The sequence below is a fragment of the Halolamina salina genome (genome assembly GCF_054653455.1).
Map to the genome: position 1 here is coordinate 15,322 of NZ_BAAIGE010000002.1, position 17,378 is coordinate 32,699.

21 protein-coding genes are annotated in these 17,378 nt (G+C 67.5%); 14 read left to right on the forward strand and 7 right to left on the reverse strand.

The genetic code is table 11. The annotated features are described in order from the left end of the window. Positions 1-2 precede the first annotated feature (2 nt). A complete protein-coding gene (locus tag ACYQZ5_RS00395) occupies positions 3-323 on the forward strand; it encodes a hypothetical protein (protein WP_379730405.1) in 321 nt (106 codons plus the stop codon). 104 nt (positions 324-427) lie between these two features. Here ACYQZ5_RS00395 and ACYQZ5_RS00400 read toward each other — a convergent pair whose 3' ends face one another. Then, positions 428-676, reverse strand: a complete 249-nt coding sequence (locus tag ACYQZ5_RS00400) for a winged-helix domain-containing protein (RefSeq protein ID WP_379730404.1) — start codon at positions 674-676, stop codon at positions 428-430. A gap of 543 nt (positions 677-1,219) precedes the next feature. On the opposite strand from ACYQZ5_RS00400, the gene ACYQZ5_RS00405 reads away from it, so the two are divergent. Both ACYQZ5_RS00405 and ACYQZ5_RS00410 read left to right on the forward strand, forming a co-directional pair. Then, complete coding sequence (locus tag ACYQZ5_RS00405) at positions 1,220-1,705, forward strand: PadR family transcriptional regulator (protein WP_379730403.1); 486 nt, start codon at positions 1,220-1,222, stop codon at positions 1,703-1,705. Further along, the gene (locus tag ACYQZ5_RS00410; RefSeq protein WP_379730402.1) at positions 1,702-2,664 is read left to right on the forward strand and encodes a hypothetical protein; all 963 of its coding nucleotides are present in this window, start codon (positions 1,702-1,704) and stop codon (positions 2,662-2,664) included. Before ACYQZ5_RS00405 ends, ACYQZ5_RS00410 begins: the two co-directional genes overlap by 4 nt. A gap of 51 nt (positions 2,665-2,715) precedes the next feature. On the opposite strand, the gene ACYQZ5_RS00415 is transcribed toward ACYQZ5_RS00410, so the two are convergent. Beyond that, positions 2,716-2,910, reverse strand: coding sequence for a hypothetical protein (locus ACYQZ5_RS00415; RefSeq protein ID WP_379730401.1), 195 nt, complete (start codon positions 2,908-2,910; stop codon positions 2,716-2,718). A 54-nt stretch (positions 2,911-2,964) separates the two neighbouring features. On the opposite strand from ACYQZ5_RS00415, the gene ACYQZ5_RS00420 reads away from it, so the two are divergent. Beyond that, a complete protein-coding gene (locus tag ACYQZ5_RS00420; protein WP_379730400.1) occupies positions 2,965-4,182 on the forward strand; it encodes a tyrosine-type recombinase/integrase in 1,218 nt (405 codons plus the stop codon). Positions 4,183-4,298: 116 nt separating this feature from the next. Here the strand turns inward: ACYQZ5_RS00420 and ACYQZ5_RS00425 are convergent, their stop codons facing one another. Both ACYQZ5_RS00425 and ACYQZ5_RS00430 read right to left on the reverse strand, forming a co-directional pair. Continuing rightward, a complete protein-coding gene (locus ACYQZ5_RS00425) occupies positions 4,299-5,357 on the reverse strand; it encodes a sensor histidine kinase (protein ID WP_379730399.1) in 1,059 nt (352 codons plus the stop codon). 189 nt (positions 5,358-5,546) lie between these two features. Continuing rightward, positions 5,547-5,960: a DUF192 domain-containing protein gene (locus ACYQZ5_RS00430; RefSeq protein ID WP_459844736.1), complete on the reverse strand. Its 414-nt coding sequence runs from the start codon at positions 5,958-5,960 to the stop codon at positions 5,547-5,549. Positions 5,961-6,039: 79 nt separating this feature from the next. Between ACYQZ5_RS00430 and ACYQZ5_RS00435 the strand changes: the two genes are divergently transcribed. The 4 genes from ACYQZ5_RS00435 (at position 6,040) to ACYQZ5_RS00450 (ending at position 9,701) form a co-directional block, all read left to right on the forward strand. After that, positions 6,040-6,591: a DUF7097 family protein gene (locus ACYQZ5_RS00435; RefSeq protein WP_379819013.1), complete on the forward strand. Its 552-nt coding sequence runs from the start codon at positions 6,040-6,042 to the stop codon at positions 6,589-6,591. A 47-nt stretch (positions 6,592-6,638) separates the two neighbouring features. After that, on the forward strand, positions 6,639-7,091 hold the full coding sequence (locus ACYQZ5_RS00440; RefSeq protein WP_379731814.1) for a VOC family protein: 453 nt from the start codon (positions 6,639-6,641) through the stop codon (positions 7,089-7,091). Positions 7,092-7,172: 81 nt separating this feature from the next. Next, positions 7,173-7,727: a GMP synthase subunit A gene (locus ACYQZ5_RS00445; RefSeq protein ID WP_379731815.1), complete on the forward strand. Its 555-nt coding sequence runs from the start codon at positions 7,173-7,175 to the stop codon at positions 7,725-7,727. Positions 7,728-7,796: 69 nt separating this feature from the next. Then, the gene (locus ACYQZ5_RS00450; protein WP_379731817.1) at positions 7,797-9,701 is read left to right on the forward strand and encodes a DUF2070 family protein; all 1,905 of its coding nucleotides are present in this window, start codon (positions 7,797-7,799) and stop codon (positions 9,699-9,701) included. 218 nt (positions 9,702-9,919) lie between these two features. On the opposite strand, the gene ACYQZ5_RS00455 is transcribed toward ACYQZ5_RS00450, so the two are convergent. After that, the gene (locus ACYQZ5_RS00455; RefSeq protein WP_379731818.1) at positions 9,920-10,168 is read right to left on the reverse strand and encodes a DUF3194 domain-containing protein; all 249 of its coding nucleotides are present in this window, start codon (positions 10,166-10,168) and stop codon (positions 9,920-9,922) included. After that, positions 10,169-10,558, reverse strand: a complete 390-nt coding sequence (locus tag ACYQZ5_RS00460) for a prefoldin subunit beta (RefSeq protein WP_379731819.1) — start codon at positions 10,556-10,558, stop codon at positions 10,169-10,171. It lies immediately after the preceding gene. A 241-nt stretch (positions 10,559-10,799) separates the two neighbouring features. Here ACYQZ5_RS00460 and ACYQZ5_RS00465 point away from each other — a divergent pair, with 241 nt between their 5' ends. From ACYQZ5_RS00465 to ACYQZ5_RS00490, 6 genes are all read left to right on the forward strand, one after another. Next, positions 10,800-11,339, forward strand: coding sequence for a CDP-2,3-bis-(O-geranylgeranyl)-sn-glycerol synthase (locus ACYQZ5_RS00465; RefSeq protein ID WP_459844755.1), 540 nt, complete (start codon positions 10,800-10,802; stop codon positions 11,337-11,339). 46 nt (positions 11,340-11,385) lie between these two features. Further along, positions 11,386-11,904 (forward strand): orotate phosphoribosyltransferase, encoded by a 519-nt coding sequence (gene pyrE, locus ACYQZ5_RS00470; RefSeq protein ID WP_379731338.1) that lies wholly within the window; start codon positions 11,386-11,388, stop codon positions 11,902-11,904. 91 nt (positions 11,905-11,995) lie between these two features. Next, positions 11,996-12,715 (forward strand): phosphoribosyltransferase family protein, encoded by a 720-nt coding sequence (locus ACYQZ5_RS00475; protein WP_379731339.1) that lies wholly within the window; start codon positions 11,996-11,998, stop codon positions 12,713-12,715. A 152-nt stretch (positions 12,716-12,867) separates the two neighbouring features. Continuing rightward, the gene (locus ACYQZ5_RS00480; protein ID WP_379731340.1) at positions 12,868-14,292 is read left to right on the forward strand and encodes an NCS2 family permease; all 1,425 of its coding nucleotides are present in this window, start codon (positions 12,868-12,870) and stop codon (positions 14,290-14,292) included. 48 nt (positions 14,293-14,340) lie between these two features. Next, positions 14,341-15,744 (forward strand): aryl-sulfate sulfotransferase, encoded by a 1,404-nt coding sequence (locus tag ACYQZ5_RS00485; protein ID WP_379731341.1) that lies wholly within the window; start codon positions 14,341-14,343, stop codon positions 15,742-15,744. A 62-nt stretch (positions 15,745-15,806) separates the two neighbouring features. After that, entirely contained in the window at positions 15,807-16,061 is a 255-nt protein-coding gene (locus ACYQZ5_RS00490) for a glutaredoxin family protein (RefSeq protein WP_379731342.1), read from the forward strand. A gap of 318 nt (positions 16,062-16,379) precedes the next feature. On the opposite strand, the gene ACYQZ5_RS00495 is transcribed toward ACYQZ5_RS00490, so the two are convergent. Next, complete coding sequence (locus ACYQZ5_RS00495; protein WP_379731343.1) at positions 16,380-17,360, reverse strand: transcriptional regulator; 981 nt, start codon at positions 17,358-17,360, stop codon at positions 16,380-16,382. Positions 17,361-17,378 lie beyond the last annotated feature (18 nt).

The window sequence follows — 17,378 nt, forward strand, 5'->3', positions numbered from 1 at the left end:
ATATGGCCACTAAGAGCCAGACCGAGAGCGGTCGCACAGCGGAGTTCGTAATCGACCCGACCGAACGCCTCGACGCCGAGTCCATCGACGACGAGACGCCGACGCACGTCCTCGTCCAGGTGAGCAGTAACGGACGCTCGCAGATGGCCATCGTCGCCGCCGGAGCTGCCGGCCGGTGGAGCTTCGACTTCCAGATTGACTCCTCCGGAATCGAGGTCGAGCGTGCCTTCGAGGAGGGAATCCGGACCAACGTCGAAGACCTGCCTGCGTGGATGGTTCCAGTCAAAGACGCGGTCGCCGGTCTAGTCCTGTCGGGGCAGTAGCGGTCAGTAAATGCCCCACGCAATGAATGCAACGAGCCCGATGCCGAGGAGCAGAACGAACAGCGGCGTCCAGATGATCAGCTTGTGGAGGGTCTCGTCGCGCATTAGTCTTCCATCTCTTCGATCCCGATTTCGTCGTCAAGCCATTGCTCTCCCTTCCCGCTCAATTGGTAGTACCCCGACTCGGCTTTCTCGACGAGATCGTGGTCTTCCAACTTGGACAGTCTCAGCTGCACTGTCGAGTACCCAATATCGTGCCCGTGCCGATTCAGATTCGCCCAGAGTGCCTTCGGAGGAAGCTCTAGATCGTGCTCATGGAGAAACTCCAGCACGACCGTATCGTTCAGAGACATCCACTCTGGCCGGGGGCGCATTCGAACCCACGGTACGACTGCTGGGGCTTATTTCCAGCCGTTCAAGAAGTTTGGTAGGTTATATACACTCTCGAAATAGGTCTTTTAGCCTAACAGTTAAGGTCCTCCATGCCGATGCACGTTGTAACGAAGGTCTCTCGCGGACCCGTCGGTCGCCGATGGGTCCATGCTCGAAAACTGAAGCGGACCCCGTGCTGGTGACACGGGTCCGCGCGGGCCTTCGTGAGACAGGCACGAAAGCCATGTACGACGACGCCGCGCCGGGGCTTGAAACCTCGGTCCTGACCGTCCCGCCGCCTTCTGAGCCGCGCGTTCAGAATGGTGTGTCTCGACCCAGTGCTCTCCTCCCTACCAAAGTCGGGAGCACTGGGCCGAGCACCACGGCCTCGCACAGCCAGAGCATCACCCTCGGAGAGGGTTATCTCCGGACTTCACGAGACCATGAGTTCCAACGCTTCTGACGACGAAAAACGTACCGACAGCGAACAGTCTAGCAACAGTATCATTGACGGCGGGACACGGATGTCGCGCGACCGCTTCGAGTGCTTCGAGTGCGGTTTCGCGGCGGAAGACCGGGAGGGGTTCGATACGCACGGCCTCGCGATGGCCTGCCCGAAGTGCAAGTCGCTCCGCGTCGAACACGTCTTCACTGACGACGACGATCTCATCGCCGACGGCGGCGTCTCGTGGTACGACCTCACCGCGTTCAGGCGCGACTGCCTGCTGACGCTCGCGCGGATGGAGAACGACGACGCGCGGATGCACGGGCTCGGGATGAAGGAGCGCCTCGGGGCCCGGTACGGTGACGAGATCAATCACGGGCAGATCTACCCGAACCTCGACGCGCTCGTCGACGCCGGACTCGTCGAGAAGAGTGCGCTCGACCGGCGGACGAACAGCTACACGCTGACCGACGCCGGCTGGCGGATGCTCCGCGAGCAACGGGAGGGGTGGGTTGAGCTGGACGTTCGGCGCCCCGCTGTCGCCGACGGGGGTGATGACGAATGAGCGACGAGGATTCGATCTGTGACGACTGCGGACAGCCGTACGACCACACGACAACTGCCGGCCCCGGGAAGACCAAGCGCTCCTGTGGCTGTGACACGGTGCTGAAGCCCGTCGCCGACGACACCGAGAACGCGTTCGCGAACAGCGCAATCCGGGCGATGAACGCGGCCGGGGACGTGGAGACGGCCGCGCGGATCTACGAGGGCACTCGCGGGCGGTTGGTCGCCGACGGTGGAGAAGACCGAACCGTCGTTCAGGTCGGTCAGTTCGAGACCTACATCCTGCCAGACGATACCGTCGAAGACCTCTACGAGCGTGTCGGGTACTCTTCGATCAGCATCGACACCGAGACGACGGCTCTCTGTCGCCCCTTCAGCGATCGCGGCGCGCCGACACCGCCCGAGGATGACCAGATCATCCCGTTCGACCTTGAGGGCGTGGAGTACGGCGACAAGCTGGAACTCTACCGGCTCCCGGCTAGTGAGCGACCGGCGTACCCGGAAGCCAACGACGACGAGAAGGAACTCGTCACCGACGGCGGCGCTCGCGAGGAGACGATCGAGAACTGGCTGGTGATCAATTGGCGCGAAGGAACGACGCGTACGCGGAAGTCGAAGCCCGACGCCGCGAAACTCGGCACCCACGAACTCGCGACGAGCCTCACGCTGAACGTCACGATCCCGGATGTCGACGTTCCCGAACTCGTCGCCGACGTGGAGGTGCCCCAGCCCCGTGTGGAAGCGTCCGAACTCTCCGACTTGGAGACCGAGGACAGTCCCGACTGGATGGACGTGGCCGACGAGATCGTGGATGAGCACCCGGAGACCGATCCGTTCGACGAGATTGATCAGCTCGTCGTCGCCGTCCTCGAGGACACGCCGGGCCGGCCGGACGTGGAAGAGGTGAAGCGGTACCTCCAGCAGCAGCTCCGAGAGCTTCAGCGAGGTGAGAACCAGTGAGCGACCGTAGTTCTCCAGAGGACGCTCAAGCCAATTCTCTCCGCGCGAATGCTACGACTCGTCCTCGGTCTCTGAGGCGTATCCGAGTAGACCGCCGATCGCTCCGCCAACTAGTGCTCCTCCGGGACCACCGAGGGTTGCTCCGAGCGTTGCTCCTGTACCCATCGCGGTTGCTGTTCTCTTGCCGCCTTCAGAGTCATTCTCTGCCATACGTCGGGATAGTGTATGAGTATGTAAAAATGACACTACGGCGCGGTGAAAGTGGAACCTCTGACTATGGCTCCGCTGGGGAGGCCCACCTTGACTAGTGAAAACGACTCTGAAGTCGACGACGACGATCCCGACGTTTCCGACGTGATGGACCAACTCGACGACCTGCGAGAGTCCATCGACCCCGAGGCCGACCTCGAGCCGATGTCACCTCGCGAGGCTCGCGAGGACTGGCTCGACCGGCAGGAAGAGAAAGCCGATTCGACGGTCCGCTCCTACGAGGATCGGACGATCCACTTCATCCGGTTCTGCGATCGCGAGGGAATCGATGACCTGAACGATCTGACCACCCGCCACATCAAGCAGTACGAGTCTGAGCGACTCTCGAAGGGGATCACCGAGTCTACCCAGAAGAACGAGTGGGGGACACTGGGCCGGATGCTCGAGCACGCCGCCAAGCTGAACGCGGTGCTGCCCGAGGTCGCGGAAGCGCTCGACGTGCCGGAGCTCTCGAAGGACGAGCGGGTCAACACCGAGACGCTACCCGCCCAGCGTGCGCTGACGATCCTCGAGAACCTCGAGCGGTACGAGTACGCTTCGCGCGAGCACGTCTCGTTCATGCTGATCTGGCGGACGACGATGCGGCTCGGCGCGATCCACGGGCTGGACCTCCGGGATCTCTATCTGGAGGAGGACGACCTCGGACGCCTTCGGCGCCAGCTGCTCGAGGACGGCTACACGCCCGCGGTCGTCGACGACGTGATCGACGAGGCCGAGACGCCGTTCATCTACCCCCGGCACCGTCCGGAATCGGCGTCGGACACCACGCTGAAGAACGGCACCGACGGCGAGCGCGTGATCAACATCTCGGACGACACCGCCGAGGTGCTCGAGGCGTACATCCGGGTGAACCGTCACGAGATCGAGGACGAGGACGGCCGGAAGCCGCTGCTGACCTCGAAGAAGGGCGGCGGCCGGCTGGCAGATACGTCGATTAGGAACTGGATGTACATCCTCACCCAGCCGTGTAACTGGGGCGGGGAGTGCCCGCACGACCGCGATCCGGAGGAGTGCGTCGCTCGCGAACACGGCCGCGGAAGCAAGTGTCCGAGCGCGCGATCTCCCCACAGAATCCGGACGGGGAGCTACACTTGGCACCGCGACAAGGGCTGGCCGCGTCGTGATCTCGAGGAGAAAGCGAACACCTCGCTCGACGAAGTGTACGACCAGCCGTTCGAGCTGACGCGCGGGATGAGCCGTCGGCAGCACCTTGATCGGCTCGACGACAACGGAGGTGATTCCGCGTGACCCGAGTAGGAAGTGGACTCCTGACCTCGGCGGTCCCACTTCTTCGAGTCGATCAACAGCGCACAGCGGTAGTGCTGTCCGGGGGGCGTCGACGGCCGGCGCGCCCGTACCACCGACTACCTCGCTTCCGGGAGCGTTATCCGCACGGTCGTCCCCTGCGGACTGCCCTCCAGCAGGTCGAGCGTTCCGCCGGACATCTTGACGGTCCAGTAGATGATCCACAGCCCCAGCCCCTGCGTGTGGTTGAGCGGTGTTTCCCGCTGCCCCTCGATCGCTTCGACGTCGAACTTGGGGATTCCTCTCCCCCTGTCGCTGATCTCCAGCACCGCCATCCCGTCCTCATTTCGCCGGACGCGGGCAGTTATCGGCGTGTTCTCGGGGGTGTGTTCGATCGCGTTTTCGAGCGCCTCCCTGATCGCTTTGGGGAGCGCCGAGTGACACTTCACACGGCAGTCCGCTTCGAACCGTGTCCTGATCTCGACGCCCGGATGCTCCGCTCTGGCCCGCTCGATCTGCTCTTCCACCACCGCCGCGAGGTCGAACTCCGCGGTCTGGTCGTGCTCCCAGATGGAGACGATCTCCCTCGTCCGGTCGGTCGTCGTGAGCAGCCGTCGGAGGTGCTTCTCGATCATCCGAACGTCCTCGGTCGTCGCCCCCGACCGATCGGCCGCCTCGATGTTCTTGAGGTAGCCGAGCGAGACGGAGAGCTCGTTTCGAAGGTTGTGCCGGAGCACCCGTTGATTGATCGTGAGGAGGTTCGTGAGGTCCCGAGCCTCGTCGAGCCGTTCCTCGGACTCGATCGCGTACAGCCCGCCGCGGACGCCGACCGCCGCCCCGAGGCTGCTCGCGAACGAGAGGAGGAAAGACAGCTCCGTCTGGTCCCCTTCGAGCGTCCAGATCAGCCAGATGGAGAACGCCAACAGCGCGAACGACACTGTCACCCCCGCTCCGACCCCGACCGTTCGCCACTGTCCCCGATTCGTGATCGGCCGGGCCGGGAGCTGATAGCCGGTCACGAGGACCAGCCCCGACATGCTGCAGATGATCACCGATTCGAGCAGCGTTCCCAGCCCCTCCCCCTCGGTGAGGAGGTGAACGACCCCGAGCCCGAAACAGAGCAGCCCCAGAGAGTAGACGCCGTGTTTCGGCCGGACTCCGTGGGGTGAGAACGACACGAGCCTCCTATGCAAACTGTGCACATAGTAGTTACCTTATTCTCGATTTTCCGAAAACGAGTAAAATATCGGATACTGGACGGACAACCGACAGTTTCAGGCGGGATATTGCACTCGATCTACACGTACGGTCAGGGCCGTACCGGCACCGACCGACGGCCGCCCGCCGGGGACGGCCCGTGCCGGCCGTCACGCAACGATCTCGACCGTATCGCCGGGTTCGACGCCCTCGGCGGCGCCCGCCGGGAGTTCGACCACCGTGTCCGCGAGCCCGTGGGCCAGCCCCCGGAACGGCCGGAGGCGTTCGACGTTGACCACCTCGTCGTCGACCAGCCAGAGCACGTCGATCGGCCGGAACACGAACAGCGTGTGGATCGTCCGGCTCGCCGGCGCCTCGAACGGGAACGCCAGCGCGTACCCCTCGGGGATCGACCGGCGGAACATCAGCCCCAGCGCCTGCGCCAGCGGCCCCTCGGCCAACTCCACCTCGTCGGCGAGTACCCGCCGCTCGACGCCGTCGGCGTTCCCCTCCTCGTCTGTGGTGCCGGCCTCGTCGGCCGTCGGTGGGCGTGCCCCGCCGTCGCGGTGGTGGACGAGTCGCACGCCACCCGCTCCCGCCGCCGCCCTACTAAGCGTTCCCCCGGGACCGAGCGTTCAAGGCCGAGCGCGCCCCACCGCGGCTATGGAGGAGACGCCCGAGGGGACGCCGGTTGGCGTCGACGACCCCTACGCGGTCGCCGGGCGCTGTGACCACCTCACGAGCGACGGCCGCTGCCGGTACGCGCTGGATCACGCCGAGGGCGACCCCGAGTTCGCGGCCGAGCGCCGCAGCGAGGGGTACGCCTGCGTCGTCGCCGACACCGAGGCGGCGGCGACCGACGGCGAGTCGCCGGACTGGTCGCGCTGCCCGCACTACCGCTCGACCACGGACGCCAAGGCGTGTGCGCGCTGTGGGCTGGAAGAGGTCCGACTCGCCCACGACGAGGAGGCACGACCGCTGATCGAGGAACACCACCTCTCCTACGGCAACCGCGGCGAGGACGACGCCGACACCGCCCACGAGATCACGGTCGGCCTCTGTCGCTGGTGTCACACCAAGGTCCACCGCTCGTTCGCCCGGATCGACGACGACGCCAGCCCGGACCCGGAGGGGATCGCCGAACGCGAACGCCGTCGTAGCGAGGAACTCTCCGAGATGGGGTTCCGGTCGGCCAGCGAGCGCCGCGAGGAGTGACCGCCGCCGGCACAAATCACGCCCCGCTCGGGCGCGTCGGTCCGGTCATGCCCGCCGACCACCTCGGACACGTCCACCTGAAAGTCACCGACGTCGACCGCGCCGTCGCGTTCTACCGCGACGTGCTCGGCCTCGAGGTGACCGAGCGCGTCGACCGCTACGCGTTCCTCTCCCTCGGCGAGCACCACCACGACCTCGCGCTCCAGGGGATCGGCGCCGAGGAGGTCGACGACGGCGTCCCGGCGGCCCCGAGAGGCCCGCGCGTCGGCCTCTACCACTCCGCGTGGGAGGTCGACAGCGCTGACGAACTCCGGGCGACCGCCGAGCGGCTGGCCGAGCGCGAAGTCGCTGTCTCGCCGGTCGACAACGGGGTCAGCAAGGCGCTGTACTTCGATGACCCGGACGGCAACGGCGTCGAGGTGTACCTCGACACCCGCGAGGAGCGCGACATCGAGCAGTGGAACGGCCGGAACGAGCGGTTCGACCCGTTCTCGCTCTGAGACCGGAGCTGTGGTTGCACGGACGTGCCTATATCGCCCCGGTTCCGAGGCGCTTTTGAGCCTCGTCAGCCAACCCCGCCCATGACCAGGATCGTCGTCATCGACAATCACGGGCAGTTCACCCACCTGGAGGGGCGCGCGCTCCGGGACATCGGCGTCGACACCGAGATACTCGACAACGACACCGACCCCGCCGAGATCGACGCCGACGGACTCGTGCTCTCGGGTGGCCCCTCGATGGACCGCGTCGGGCGCTGTGCCGACTACCTCGACCTCGACGTGCCCGTGCTGGGCATCTGTCTCGGGATGCAGTTCATGGCCGAGGAGTTGGGCGGCAGCACCCACAGCGGCGAGTACGGCGGCTACGCCGACGTGACCGTCGAGGTCCTCGACGACGAGGACCCGCTGATCGGCGACCTCGCGCCCGAAACGCGGGTGTGGGCCAGCCACGCCGACGAGGTCGACGAGGTGCCCGAGGGGTTCGAGCGCACCGCCCGGAGCGACGTCTGCGAGGTCGAGGCGATGAGCGACCCCGCCCGGGGGTTCTACGGCGTCCAGTGGCATCCCGAGGTCGCCCACACCGCGGAGGGCGAGGCGGTGTTCGAGGCGTTCGAGACGATCTGCGAGAACTGGTAGCCGGCGGCGGCCCCCCACCGGGGACGGAAAGTCACGGGTTTTAGGCCGTCCGGGTCACAGCCAGTACCGATGACGGCGTCCCAGAGCAACCTCGCGGGGCTCTCGCGGTTCATCTTCCGGGCCCCGAACTGGTACACCAGTCTCGCTTTCGCCCTACTGGTGGCCGCCGTCGCGGGTATCGGCGCCTTCGACAGCGGCGAGGCCGACGCGGTGTTCCGCGGCATCCTCTTCGTCGGGCAGGACGCGTGGGAGGGGATCTTCTTCATCGGCGTCCCGACGGTCGTCGCCGGCTTCGTCACGCCCTGGGTCGACCGCTACACGGGCGGGCGCCTGACGTACAACCGCGCGTCGCTGCTCGCGCTGATCTGTGAGCTCCTGATCGTCGCGGTGGTGAGCGCCGCTGCTCTGGCCGCGTATCTCGTGCCCGAACTCGACCAGACGTTCGTCTTCGACGCGCTGATGTTCGCGCTGGCGTCGGTGTTCGCGCTCCGCCTGCTGGTGGTGATGGCGGTGTCGCGCACCTCGCTACCGGTGGCGGTGCTCCCCGCCAGCATCCAGACCGTGGCCGCGGCCGCGCTGCTGTTCGTCTACAGCGGCACGATCCGGTATCTGGCCGACGGCGGCTCGGCAATGGAGGCGTTCCTCACGCCGTTCCTCCACGAGTCCGCCGAGGCGCCGGGCGTGCTGACGACGCTCTCGCCCCAGCAGTTCCTCCTGCTGAACGTGCTCTGTGTGATCTACGCCGTCGCAGTCTGGGTGTTCCTCGTCGCGGTCGACCAGCCGTGGCGGCGCTCGATGGGCGTCTCGATGCTCGACTTCCTCCGGGGGTTCATCGGCCACGTCGCCGAGGGCACCCGGGAGCTGGAGGACTTCTTCGAACAGCTCGGGGAGGAGGCGATCGTCCCGGTTACGGTGCTCGCGTTCCGCCGCCCCGACGGCACGGAGAAGGCGCGGTTCGTGCTGCCGATGATCCACCCCGGGCCGATGGGCGAGATCGGCGGCGGGAACCTCCCCGAGCGCGTCGCCGAGACCGCCGAGGGGCTGGCGTTCCCGCCACACGCCACCGCCGGCCACGACTTCAACCTCGTCACCGAGCGCGAGGTCGACCGGCTGATCGACGCCGCCGACCGCGCCCACCGCCGCATCGAGTACGACGACGAGGCCACCCGGAGCGCCCGCACCGTCGCCGGCGACGCCAAGCTGCTCGGACAGGCGTTCGGCGGCGACGGCCTGCTCGTGAACACGTTCTCCCCCGACTTCGCCGACGACGTGGAGTACGGCGTCGGCCTCACCGCGAGGGAGGGCGCCCGGACCAACGGCCTCGACGACGTGTTGCTCGTCGACGCCCACAACTGCAACAACGGGCTGGACGGCCCGGATCTGGGCCACGTCACCCCCGGCAGCCCCCGCTCGTTCGACATGATCAACGCCGCCGAGCAGGCGGGCGCCCGGCTCGGCGACGCGCCCGAGGCGTCGCTCTCGCTGGGGACGGCGTGGGACGAGACCGACTGGGAGCCACAGGAGGGGATCGGCCCGCTTGGCATCCGGGTCGCGGTGACGGCAGTCGACGGGCAGGAGACGGCGTACGTGCTCGTCGACGGCAACAACATGGAGCCGTGGCTCCGGGACCGAACCGTCGACGAACTGCTGGAGACCGTCGACGCCGCGGAGGTGATGACCACCGACACCCACATCGTCAACACCGTCGAGGCCGACAATCAGGTCGGCGCCGAGATCGACCACAGCGCGTTCATCGAGGTCGTGTCCGACCTCGTCGAGGCCGCCCGCGCGGACATCGAGCCCGTCGAGGCGGGGATGGCGACCGAACGCGAGGAGGTGACGGTGTTCGGCAACGACCGCACCGAGACGCTGGCGTCCCACGCCAACGCGGTGGTCTCGCTGGGCGGGGCGTTCGCGGTCGCGGTCATCCTCGCGGTGGTCGCGATCAGCGTCCTGCTGTTCTTCGTGGCGTAGCGCGGTTCCACGGTCGGCCGCCGGCAACTCCCGACTCCGCGCCCGCGTCTCGCCGCTACCGACCGACTCCCGCCGTCGTGGTGGTCCGAATCCGTTCGAAGCAGTGATCGGACGACCGTCTTCGCGCTACTGCACCTACCCGTCACGAGTCACGTAGAAAGCGCTCACCCCGAGCGGGGCGCTGGTGGACAGTGAGCGTCGCGGGGGGAGATCCCCCGTCAGTCGAAAAGCTCGTCGACCGCGTCCTGCGCCGCGAGCGCCGCCTCGTCGGCGACCGTCTCGGCGTCGGGCTCGGCGTCCTCGGGCGGATTAACGTACACGTCCACGTCGAGCACGCCGTCCTCGAACGTGACCGTCACGTCGAGGTCGGTCAGCTCGGACTGCTTGTAGCGGTCCAGCACGACGCCCTCTGCGGCCGCGCTGGCGGTTTCGACGACCTCCTCGTCGGTCGGGTCCGCCTCGCTCATCTACGCGCCGGCGCCGGGGCCGCCGGGACCCATCGGGCCGCCGTCGCCGCCCTGCAGGAGCTGCTGGAGCTCTTCCTGAAGCTCCTCGAACTGCTCCTGGGTCTTCTGCTCGCGCTTCTCGAGCTGGTCGACGCGCACTTCGAGGCTGTCGACCTTCTCCTCGAGGTCGTCCTTGGCGCTCTCGTAGTCGGTGTGGACGAGGAGCTCGCCGATCTCTCGGTACATCGTCGTGTCCTCGTCGATGTCGTCGAGCGCCTCCAGCGCGGTCTGGGCCTCGTTGAGCGAGGTCTCGGCCTGCGTCTTCTGGGCCGCGAGCTGCTCGGTGGTCTCCTGAAGGTCCTGTAGCTCCTCGATCTTCTCTTGTGCCTCGGGCGGCAGACTACCCTGCATAGCTCGAACGAGGTCCTTCGGCCTGAAAAAGCCCCGTATTTAGGCCTGGCGCAGGTTCGCGGCGGCTCACCACTCCTCCGCCGGCGTTCCTCGCCGTGTTGCATCGGTTCACCTCGTTCACCATGCTGGACTGACCAACGTCCAGCCCGCCTCACCGTGCCGAGTAGACCCACGTCCAGCCCGCCTTACCGTGCCGGGCTGACCCACCGGACTTACGGCCTCCCCCGCCGTCGATCCGCCCATGCTCGAACTGATCGCCGGCGCGCTCTGGGCGATGCTCCCGGCGTACGTCCCGAACAACGCGGCCGTGCTCGCGGGCGGCGGCCGACCGATCGACGGCGGCCGGACCCTCGGCGGCGCCCGCCTGCTCGGCGACGGGAAGACCTGGCGCGGCACCGCGGTCGGCACCGCCGTCGGCGTCGCGCTCGCGCTCGCGCTCGACGCCGCCGCGCCCGCGGTCGGGGACGCGCTGGGGATCACGCTCCCGGGCTTCCCGATCAACGCGGCGCTCGGACTCGCCCTCGGCGCGATGCTGGGCGATATCGGCGCCTCGTTCGTCAAACGCCGCAGCGGCCGCGAGCGCGGCGCGGCGTTCCCGGGACTCGACCAACTCGACTTCGTCGTCGGCGCGCTCCTGCTCGCGCTACTGTTCGCGCCCGACTGGACCACCTCGACGTTCTCGCTCGCCCGCGTCGCCGTCGTCGTCGTCGTCACGCCGCTGCTGCATCTGGGCACAAACGGGATCGCCTACTGGCTCGGCGTGAAAGACGAGCCGTGGTGAGCGCCGCACCGACCAGTTTTTGCCGACCCCGCGCCCACCCACGCCCATGACCGACGACCTCATCGAGGCGCTCCGGGACGCCGACGCGGTCCAGTTCGGCGAGTTCGAACTCTCCCACGGCGGCACCAGCGACTACTACGTCGACAAGTACCTGTTCGAGACCGACCCGCGCTGTCTCCGCCTGATCGCCGAAGCGTTCGCCGAACGGCTCGACGGCGAGAAACTCGGCGGCGTCGCGCTGGGTGGCGTTCCCCTCGCTGCGGCGACGAGCATCACCGCCGACGTCCCCTACGTCATCGCGCGCAAGGAGCAGAAGGAGTACGGCACTGGCAACCGGATCGAGGGCCGACTCGCGGAAGGCGAGGAGGTCGTCGTCGTCGAGGACATCGCGACCACCGGCCAGTCCGCCGTCGACGCCGTCGAGGCCCTGCGCGAGGCCGGCGCCGAGGTGAACCGCGCGCTGCTGGTCGTCGACCGCGAGGAGGGCGGCCGCGAGAACCTCGCTGATCACGGCGTGGAGATGGAGGCGCTCGTGACCGCCTCCGAACTGCTGGACGAACGGTAGGCGGCCGGCGACCGCTGGACACGCCGCTGTTTCCGCTTTCCGCACGCGCGGCCTTCGACGTGTTCATGGTTGTGCAACCGTGAGGGTGTCCATGAACCGTGCAGAGAAGGCGGCCCTGCAGCTACGGGCCGTCGCCGTTCTGCGGACGCTGAAGCGCAGCCGAACGTACGACGAGCTTGCTGAGCTCACCGGCCTCCCGGCGGGCGACTTGAACCGCTACGTCAACGGGCACGTCCTGCCCGGCATCGAGCGCGCCCGCGAGACCGTCGAGAGCGTCGGCCGCGAGGCGCTGGCCGAGGAGCTCGAGTCCCGGATCAGCGTCGACGACGAGGGGTACGTCGACAACAGCGCGGCCGTGTTCGACCAGTCGTTCCTCGACCTCGTCGCGCCCGTCGCCGCCGAGTCGTTCGCGTTCGACCGCCCGGACGTGGTACTGACCGCCGCGACCGACGGGATCACGCTGGGCGCCGCGATGGCCTCCTACTTCGACGCCGACATCGTCTACGCCAAGAAGCGCAAGGAGACCGCCGTCGAGGAGTTCGTGGAGTCCCGCCAGCGGCTGGCCTCGGGGATCGAACTCACCTACTACCTCCCCGCCGACGCCATTTCCGCCGGCGACACCGTGCTCGTCGTCGACGACCTGATCCGCTCGGGGGAGACACAGGAGCTACTGCTCGACATCGTCGAGCAGGCCGACGCGACGGTCGGCGGCGTGTTCACCCTGATCGCGGTCGGCGACGAGGGGATGGAGCGCGCCCGCGAGATCACCGACGCGCCCGTGGGCGCACTGACGACGTTCGACGACCGCTGACGACGCCCGTCACCCGCTGACTATCCACGTTCGTGTGTACTCTTCCCGGATAGCCCCGCGAATACGCCACCCGAACGTCACGTTTGAGCGCGTTTGTGTATACCGTAGGGAAAGCCTCAAGTAGGACACCGGCTCGATGTGCACCCATACGGATGGGTCTCACAGAGACGCTGGCCGACTACTTCGACCTGGACAGCCACGACACCACCGTCAGGACCGAACTCTTGGCCGGGTTGACCACGTTCTTGACCATGAGCTACATCGTGGTCGTCAACCCCGCGGTGCTCGCGAACGCGATCACCATCGAGGGGATCGGCGACGGGCGGATGCGGGCGATGATCGCCGTCGTCACGCTGCTGTCGGCGGCGACGGCGACGCTTGTGATGGCGCTGTACGCCAACCGGCCGTTCGCGCAGGCCCCCGGGCTGGGACTGAACGCCTTCTTCGCGTTCACGGTCGTCCTCGGCATGGGCGTCCCCTGGCAGACCGCCCTCGCCGCGGTCGTCGTCGAGGGGGTGATCTTCATCGCGCTCACCGCCGTCGGCGCGCGGGAGTACGTGATCAGGCTGTTCCCCGAGCCGGTGAAGCTCGCGGTGGGGTCGGGGATCGGACTGTTCCTCGCGCTGATCGGCTTCGAGTCGATGCGGGTCGTGGCGGGCGATCCGGCGACGTTCCTGACGCTCTCGCCGGTGTTCGCGAAGGACCCGGTGGCGCTGATCTCGGTCGCCGGGCTGCTGTTCACGTTCGGGCTGTACGCCCGCGGGGTCCGGGGGTCGATCGTGATCGGCATCCTCGGCACCACCGCCGCCGGCTACGTCGCCGCGGCGTTGGGCTACACCGCCTACAACCCCGAGAACGTGACCGGCGCCTCGATCGCGACGGACATCTTCCTCACCGGCTCGACGACGACGTACAGCCTCGCGGCGTACGACATCCGGCCGCTCGTGGGCGCCTTCCTCTCCGGCTTCGCGAACGTCGACGCGTTCACGTTCGCGCTGATCGTGTTCACGTTCTTCTTCGTCGACTTCTTCGACACCGCGGGGACGCTGGTCGGCGTCGGCCAGTCCGCGGGCTTCCTCGACGAGGAGGGGAACCTCCCCGACATCGACAAGCCGCTGATGGCCGACGCGATCGGCACCACCGTCGGCGGGATGCTCGGGACTTCGACGGTGACGACGTACATCGAGTCCGCCTCCGGCGTCGAGGAGGGCGGCCGCACCGGCCTGACGGCGCTGACCGTCGCCGCCCTGTTCCTGCTCTCGCTGGCGTTCGTCCCGATCGCGGCGGGGATTCCGGAGTACGCCTCCCACATCGCGCTGGTGGTCATCGGCGTCGTGATGCTGGGCAACGCCGTCGAGATCGCGTGGGACGACCTCACCTACGCGATCCCGGCCGGGATGACGATCATGGTGATGCCGTTCACGTTCTCGATCGCCTACGGGATCGCCGCGGGGATCGTCTCCTACCCGATCGTGAAGCTCGCCGCGGGCGAGCGGAAGGAGATCCACGCCGGGCAGTGGCTGCTCGCGGGCGCGTTCGTGGTCTACTTCGCGGTGCGGACCAGCGGCGTGATGTAGCCCGCGCCGGATCGCAACACCTTCCCACGCGCCAACGTTTGCGCGAGTATGCAACGCAGTCTCCCACCCCGACTCTGGCTCGTTCGCGGGGTGGCGCTCCTGTTGGTCCTCTCGCTGCTCGCGCCCGCCGCGGGCGCCGCCCTCGGCGTCGGCGGTGAGGAACCCGCCGGCTCCGTGAGCGAACTCGAAGCCGGCACGATGGAACAGCCGGCGAACGACTCCACCGTGATCGGGATTCAGGGCTACCACTTCCAGGGCGAGGGCAACGCCAAGAAGCCCGCCCGGGTCGTGTCGACCAGCGGCAACGGCACCACCGAGTGGGTGTACGAGGACATGATCGGCGCGCGCTGGTTCTACGACGTGGACCCGATGGAGAACGGGAACCTCCTCGTGGTTTCGACCAACCCCGACGGGACGAACGTCTACGAGCTCGACCCCGAGACCAAGGAGCGCGTCTGGGAGGAGACGCTGCCCTACCACGACACCCACGACATCGACGTGTACAACGACACCCACCTCGCGATCGCCAACATGCGAAACTGGAACGAGTCCTGCGAGTGCTCGGACGATCGTGCGGTGCTGTACGACCGCGTCGACGGCGAGGTCGACTGGGAGTGGACGTTCCGCAACCACTACCCCAACAGCACGGACGGCGGCTTCGCGGAGGACTGGACCCACGTCAACGACGTGGAGGTGATCCGCAACGGTTCGGAACTGCTGCTCTCGCCGCGGAACTTCGATCAGGTGATCGCGGTGAACATCGAGTCCAAGGAGATCACCGAACGCCTCGGGGAGGACGGCGACCACTCGACGCTGTACGAGCAGCACAATCCCGACTGGCTGACGACGGAGGACGGCGACCCGACGATCCTCGTCGCCGACAGCGAGAACGACCGCGTGATCGAGTACACCAAGAACGATCAGGGCGAGTGGGAGCACGTCTGGAGCGCCGGCTCGTCGGCGTCGCTCTCCTGGCCGCGGGACGCCGACCGGCTCCCCAACGGCAACACGCTGATCGTCGACTCGATGAACCACCGCGTGATCGAGGTCACCCCCCAAGGTGAGATCGTCTGGGAGTACTTCGCCACGTGGGGTCCCTACGACGCCGAGCGCGTCGGCACCGGCGACGAGTCCAACGGCCCGACGATGCGCGATCAGGGCGTGAGCGGCCACAAGGCGATCTACGGCTCCGCCGGCGGGCTGTCGGCGACGTTCTCCTCGTGGCTCGCGGCGAACGCACAGGGGACGATCGTCGAGGGACCGGTCACCGAGTTCGCGGGACTCTGGGGGCGGCTGGCGCCGTGGTTCCAGCCGGTCTGGCTCGACTCCTGGGAGTTCACCGGCGTCGTCGGCGCGGTGCTGATCCTGTTCGGCTGGGGACTCTCCGAGGCCGTCCGCGAACGCGACCGGATCGCCGACGCTGCCCGCTCGCTACGGGAGCAGGCCGTCTGAGGTCGCCGGCTCGCTCGCCGCCGCCGCGTCCCTTTTGGGTCGCGGTCCCCTACTCACGGGCGATGGCGAACATCACGCTCTACGAACTCGAGGGCTGCCCGTACTGTGCGAAAGTGATCGACAAGCTGAACGAGCTCGGACTGGAGTACGACTCGGTGATGGTCCCCTCCAGCCACGACAAGCGCGACGAAGTGCAGGAGGTCTCGGGCCAGACCGGCGTGCCCGTCCTCGTCGACGAGGAGCACGGCGTCGAGGGGATGCCCGAGAGCGACGACATCGTCGAGTACCTCGAAGAGACGTACGGCAGCGCGGCGTAAGCGCCCGTATTTCGACTTCGTTTTCCGCGAATCGGCCGGGTAGCGACGGCTCGGTTACGACTGCGGTCGTGGTGCGGTGGACGCCTCGCGAGCGCCAGCGGTCGGCGCTCGCGGGGGGAGGGGTGGGGACTCGGTGCTGTGCCGTCGACGAGAGCCGCAGGCTCTCGTCTGCCAATCAGAAATCTCCGATTTCTGATGATGGGCCTCGTGCCCGGCACCCTGCGGTCGCAAGTGGCCAACGATCGAACTGCTGTCGCGGCCGCTGTTCCGGTAATCGGCGAAGCAAAACACGCGAGAAACCGCTACTCCTCCAAAGAATCAGGCTTCGCCCGGCTCCGCGGCGCGCTCGCGGATCAGGTCCCGAACCGCCTCGGGGTCGTCCGTCTCGGCGAGTTCGTCACACGACACCAGCGCGGTGCCCTTGATGGACTCCCGGCTGGCCTCGTCCTCGACGAAGTACACCGAGCGCGTCTTGGTGACCTGCCCGAGCGAGGACATGATCCGCGCGCGCTTCTCGGCGCTGGGGGTGAACTCCGAGTGGCCGGTCAGCAGCTTCGCGCCGTCGCGGCCGCGGCGTTCCTCGTCCTCGCTCACGCTGTTGAACGGCGCCCGCGTGGTCGGGTGGACGGTGAAGCCCGCCCGCGTCAGCACGCCCACGACGTGCTCGTCGTCGGGGTCCGCTTCCGGCGGGTCGGGCGTGGGTTCGGCGTCGCGGACCTCCTCGGCGCCCTCCATCACGTTCATCGGCGCCGTAAAGGGGCGGTCGAACAGCTCCTCCAGCTTCACCGCCACGTCGATGGAGGCGTTCATTCCGTCCTCGTACTTCGAGACGGTGCGCCGGGAGACGCCGAGTTCGGAGGCCAGCTTTCCGAGGCTCCAGTCCTGCTCCTGACGGCTCTCCGAGAGCAGGTCGCCGTCGATGTTGACGTACAGCCCACCGGGGGCCGCGTAGATCAGCGGCGGGACGTCCTCGACGAACAGGTCGAACGCGGTGTCGGGGTGGATCGCGGGCACGCCGTGGCGGAAGTACACCACCTCGGGCTTCAGCTCTTCGTCGCGGGTGCGCATCCCCACGACCATCGGCGTCGCCGAGAGATACTCCCCGAGGCGGCGCATCTCCCGCCCGGTGGCGGCGTCGAACGCGTCCACGTTGCCGAGCACTTTCAGCAGCACGAGCTCCTCGCCGCGGCGGGCCGCGACGTCGAAGCTCTTGGGCCGGATCGCACAGCGCTCGCTGACGAGGAACCCGGCGTCCTGCAGCATCGCCGTGACGTTCTCGATAAGCGCTGTACGGCTCATAGACGTATTTAGACGATT

Excerpts from the sequence above, each read along its gene's own strand:
- ACYQZ5_RS00435 (WP_379819013.1), top strand. The coding sequence starts at position 6,040 with ATGGAGGAGACGCCCGAGGGGACGCCGGTTGGCGTCGACGACCCCTAC.
- ACYQZ5_RS00475 (WP_379731339.1), top strand. The coding sequence starts at position 11,996 with ATGAACCGTGCAGAGAAGGCGGCCCTGCAGCTACGGGCCGTCGCCGTT.
- ACYQZ5_RS00445 (WP_379731815.1), top strand. The coding sequence starts at position 7,173 with ATGACCAGGATCGTCGTCATCGACAATCACGGGCAGTTCACCCACCTG.
- ACYQZ5_RS00405 (WP_379730403.1), top strand. The coding sequence starts at position 1,220 with ATGTCGCGCGACCGCTTCGAGTGCTTCGAGTGCGGTTTCGCGGCGGAA.
- ACYQZ5_RS00455 (WP_379731818.1), bottom strand. The coding sequence starts at position 10,168 with ATGAGCGAGGCGGACCCGACCGACGAGGAGGTCGTCGAAACCGCCAGC.
- pyrE (WP_379731338.1), top strand. The coding sequence starts at position 11,386 with ATGACCGACGACCTCATCGAGGCGCTCCGGGACGCCGACGCGGTCCAG.
- ACYQZ5_RS00410 (WP_379730402.1), top strand. The coding sequence starts at position 1,702 with ATGAGCGACGAGGATTCGATCTGTGACGACTGCGGACAGCCGTACGAC.
- ACYQZ5_RS00490 (WP_379731342.1), top strand. The coding sequence starts at position 15,807 with ATGGCGAACATCACGCTCTACGAACTCGAGGGCTGCCCGTACTGTGCG.
- ACYQZ5_RS00465 (WP_459844755.1), top strand. The coding sequence starts at position 10,800 with ATGCTCGAACTGATCGCCGGCGCGCTCTGGGCGATGCTCCCGGCGTAC.
- ACYQZ5_RS00480 (WP_379731340.1), top strand. The coding sequence starts at position 12,868 with ATGGGTCTCACAGAGACGCTGGCCGACTACTTCGACCTGGACAGCCAC.
- ACYQZ5_RS00400 (WP_379730404.1), bottom strand. The coding sequence starts at position 676 with ATGTCTCTGAACGATACGGTCGTGCTGGAGTTTCTCCATGAGCACGAT.
- ACYQZ5_RS00450 (WP_379731817.1), top strand. The coding sequence starts at position 7,797 with ATGACGGCGTCCCAGAGCAACCTCGCGGGGCTCTCGCGGTTCATCTTC.
- ACYQZ5_RS00485 (WP_379731341.1), top strand. The coding sequence starts at position 14,341 with ATGCAACGCAGTCTCCCACCCCGACTCTGGCTCGTTCGCGGGGTGGCG.
- ACYQZ5_RS00395 (WP_379730405.1), top strand. The coding sequence starts at position 3 with ATGGCCACTAAGAGCCAGACCGAGAGCGGTCGCACAGCGGAGTTCGTA.
- ACYQZ5_RS00440 (WP_379731814.1), top strand. The coding sequence starts at position 6,639 with ATGCCCGCCGACCACCTCGGACACGTCCACCTGAAAGTCACCGACGTC.
- ACYQZ5_RS00495 (WP_379731343.1), bottom strand. The coding sequence starts at position 17,360 with ATGAGCCGTACAGCGCTTATCGAGAACGTCACGGCGATGCTGCAGGAC.
- ACYQZ5_RS00460 (WP_379731819.1), bottom strand. The coding sequence starts at position 10,558 with ATGCAGGGTAGTCTGCCGCCCGAGGCACAAGAGAAGATCGAGGAGCTA.